Origin of the sequence: Pseudomonas edaphica (assembly GCF_005863185.1) — a bacterium.
Taxonomy (GTDB): domain Bacteria; phylum Pseudomonadota; class Gammaproteobacteria; order Pseudomonadales; family Pseudomonadaceae; genus Aquipseudomonas; species Aquipseudomonas edaphica.
Map to the genome: position 1 here is coordinate 1 of NZ_VBVZ01000582.1, position 3,824 is coordinate 3,824.

Consider the following 3,824-nt stretch of genomic DNA (forward strand, 5'->3'; position numbering starts at 1 on the left):
GCTAACACACCTGCAACTGATACACCGCTATCGCAGGCAAGCCAGCTCCCACACTGGTTCAGCTCAAGGCTTCAAGGGCGTGGCGCGTAGGCAAACACATCGGCGCGCATCTGGTGTGCATCCATACCTGCGTCGACCAATGCGTCCAGCGTGCCGTAGATCATCGCCGGTGAACCACTGGCGTAAACGTGCACGGACTTGAGGTCGCTGATGTCTTCACACACGGCCTCATGCAGCAGCCCGCAGCGCCCTTCCCAACCGCACAGGTCGCTGACCACTTTGTGCAGGAACAGGTTGGGCAGTTGCTGCCATTGCTCCCAGTGTTCGATTTCGTAGAAGTCTTCCGGGCGGCGTACGCCCCAATACAGGTGCACAGGGTGCTTGAAGCCCGAGGCGCGGCAATGTTCGATCAGGCTGTGCATCTGCGCCATGCCGGTGCCGGCAGCGATCAACACCAGCGGCCCGTCCGGCAGTTCGGCCAAGTGAGTATCACCAAACGGCAGTTCAACACGGGCCATCTGGTTACGCTGCAACTGCTCGATCAAATTGCGCGCACTGTCCTCGCGCACCAGCACATGCAGTTCCAGCTCGCGCCCGGCATGGGGCGCCGAGGCCAGGGAAAACGCCGATTTATCGCCGTTGTCACGCTCGATCATCAGGTATTGCCCGGCGTGGTAACGCACCGCCTTCCCGGCCGGCGCACGCAAGCGCACGCGCCATACATCGCCACCGACGTCCACGCACTCACTCAATTGGCACGACAACTTGCGCAACGGCAACTCTCCCGGCGCCAGCACGCCATCCCACAACACAATGCAATCTTCCAACGGCTCGGCGATGCAGGTGTAGAACTCACCATGGTCGCGCACCTCACCGGCTTGCTGCACCCGGCCTTCCACCAGCAGCGCGGCGCACACATGGCACACGCCATTGCGACACGCCTGTGGGCATTCGTAGCCCAGGCGACGCGCGCCTTCAAGGATTCGCTCACCAGGGACCAGCTCCAGTACGGCGCCGGAAGGTTGCAGGGTTACACGCATCAATCTATTCCCAATTCTTTCCAGATCGCATCAACACGTGCGGTCACAGCGTCATCCTTGACGATCACCCGACCCCACTCGCGGGTGGTCTCACCCGGCCATTTGTGGGTGGCATCCAGGCCCATCTTCGAGCCCAGGCCCGATACCGGCGAAGCAAAGTCGAGGTAGTCGATCGGCGTGTTATCGATCATCACCGTGTCGCGCTTGGGGTCCATGCGCGTGGTGATGGCCCAGATCACGTCGTTCCAGTCCCGGGCATTGATGTCGTCGTCAGTGACGATAACGAACTTGGTGTACATGAACTGTCGCAAAAACGACCACACACCGAGCATTACCCGCTTGGCATGGCCTGGGTACGACTTCTTCATGGTCACGATGGCCATGCGGTACGAGCAGCCCTCGGGCGGCAGGTAGAAGTCGGTAATTTCCGGGAACTGCTTTTGCAGGATCGGCACGAACACTTCGTTGAGCGCCACACCAAGGATGGCCGGCTCATCCGGCGGACGGCCGGTGTAGGTGCTGTGGTAGATCGGTTTGATGCGGTGGGTGATGCGCTCGACGGTGAACACCGGGAAGCTGTCGACTTCGTTGTAGTAACCGGTGTGGTCACCGTAAGGGCCTTCATCGGCCATTTCGCCCGGATGAATCACGCCTTCGAGGATGATTTCGGCGGTGGCCGGCACTTGCAGGTCATTGCCACGACACTTCACCAGCTCGGTGCGGTTGCCGCGCAGCAGGCCGGCGAAGGCATATTCGGACAGGCTGTCAGGCACCGGCGTCACGGCGCCGAGGATGGTCGCCGGGTCGGCGCCCAGGGCCACGGACACGGGAAACGGCTTGCCTGGGTGCTTTTCGCACCACTCACGGAAGTCCAGCGCGCCGCCACGGTGGCTCAGCCAACGCATGATCACCTTGTTGCGGCCGATCACTTGCTGACGGTAGATCCCCAGGTTCTGGCGATCCTTGTTCGGGCCTTTGGTGACGGTCAGGCCCCAGGTGATCAGCGGGCCGACATCGCCCGGCCAGCAGGTCTGCACCGGCAACATGGCCAGGTCGACGTCATCGCCTTCGATGACCACTTCCTGGCACACCGCGTCCTTGACCACTTTGGGCGCCATGGCAATGATCTTGCGAAAGATCGGCAGCTTCGACCAGGCGTCCTTGAGGCCCTTGGGTGGCTCGGGCTCCTTGAGGAAGGCCAGCAACTTGCCGATCTCGCGCAGCTCGCTGACCGACTCGGCGCCCATGCCAAACGCAACACGGTCGGGCGTGCCGAACAGGTTGCCGAGCACCGGAATATCAAAGCCGGTCGGGTTTTCGAACAGCAGCGCCGGGCCCTTGTTGCGCAAGGTACGGTCGCAAATCTCAGTCATTTCCAGCACCGGGGAAACCGGCACCTGGATACGTTTCAACTCTCCGCGCTGCTCAAGTTGCTGCACGAAATCCCGAAGATCCTTGAATTTCATTAACCATGCCACCCGTAAAATAGGCGTACATCCTACCTGCTCTTAAGAGCGCTGGCAGCTTATTGCACGTCATTGCGACTCACACCCGACTCAACGGACTCATTACGCATGGTGTGGAAGAAGGGCTCAAGGAACCCTTCCACATAACGCGTGCCTACGGCCGAGAGGTGGTTGTCATCGGTATACAGCGACTGGCCATCGCGCTCGACCCGGCACCAGCCATTCGTCTCGCACAGCTTGGGCGCGGGGTCCATGAGTTGCACACCGGGGTCTGCCGCGGCGATGCGCTCAAAAACGCTGCTGATATAGGCCTGGCGCTCGACGTGCTCGGCCAGGGGCAAGCCTTCGCGGTCGGTCGGGCGTCCCAGCATCGCCAGGCGGCTGAGCCGGTAAGGCACGTTGAAAGCCTGCAGCGGTACCTCCTTGACCAGCCACACCCTGTGCCCGCTGGCACGCAGTTGCTGCACCAGCGCACTCACACCCTCGGCAAACAGCCGTTCAGCGACGGCGCGGTCGTACTTGCCCGTTTGCGGGTCATGAAGGGAAGCGCCGGTGTCACCGGAGCGCTGGCCATAAACGTAAAGGCTCCAGCGGGCTACCAGCACCACATCACTGAACTGTTCCTTGCTCAACAACTGGGTGACACGCTCGTTGAACGCTCGGCAGCCTGGGGTGTTTTCTTTGCGGTCGAACGGCAGGCACCCGGCGTAACCGGCCTGAGTGATGCCGAAGTCGTACTTGCGCGAGCCGTCGTTCAACGCCGGGATGAGTGCCGAGGCATGGCTGTCGCCCCAGACCAATGCGCGGGCAGCACTCGCCTGCGGGCCAAAATGGCAAAGTTTGCGGTTCGGGTCTTTCTTGTCATCCGACAGGCACTTAATCAGCGTGGGGCTCCAGGTATACGCTTGGGCGAACTGCAACGCCTGGGGCGACAGCCGCGATGCAAACCCATCCGACCACACCAGGCCTTTGCCGATCAGACCCAGCCCGGCGAGCCCGACCACGCCCGCGATCAGAATCGACCGACGACCCGCCAGCAGGCGCCGCTCACGAAACGGCCCCTCGACGAACCGCCAGGACACATAACCCAGCACCAGGCTCAAGACGAACAGACCCGCCAGCGCCCAGGAGGGCAGGCCAAAAATACTCGCGTACTTGCCAAACACCAGCACCGGCCAGTGCCACAGGTACCACGAATAGGAAATCAGCCCGATGCCCACCAGCACGCGACTGCCCAGCAAGCGCCCTACCCAGGTTGGGTGTTCACCGTCGAGCGCATCACCCACCGCATCAAACCGATCTACCACAGCACCTACAC

The 3,824-nt window shown here is 61.8% G+C and carries 3 protein-coding genes; all 3 read right to left on the minus strand.

Going from position 1 to position 3,824, the window contains the following annotated elements; translation table 11 throughout:
- Positions 1-71: 71 nt before the first annotated feature.
- Positions 72-1,040 (minus strand): CDP-6-deoxy-delta-3,4-glucoseen reductase, encoded by a 969-nt coding sequence (locus tag FEM54_RS26930; protein ID WP_017135255.1) that lies wholly within the window; start codon positions 1,038-1,040, stop codon positions 72-74.
- Entirely contained in the window at positions 1,040-2,506 is a 1,467-nt protein-coding gene (gene ubiD / locus FEM54_RS26935) for a 4-hydroxy-3-polyprenylbenzoate decarboxylase (RefSeq protein ID WP_017135254.1), read from the minus strand. The genes FEM54_RS26930 and ubiD overlap by 1 nt, the downstream gene beginning before the upstream one ends.
- Before the next feature lie 59 nt (positions 2,507-2,565).
- Positions 2,566-3,824, minus strand: a 1,259-nt coding sequence (locus FEM54_RS26940; protein ID WP_138453691.1) for an acyltransferase family protein, incomplete at its 5' end; no start/stop codon positions are given.

What these genes read in the sequence shown, in the direction of transcription:
- FEM54_RS26930 (WP_017135255.1), bottom strand. Translation starts at nt 1,040, where the DNA reads ATGCGTGTAACCCTGCAACCTTCCGGCGCCGTACTGGAGCTGGTCCCT.
- ubiD (WP_017135254.1), bottom strand. Translation starts at nt 2,506, where the DNA reads ATGAAATTCAAGGATCTTCGGGATTTCGTGCAGCAACTTGAGCAGCGC.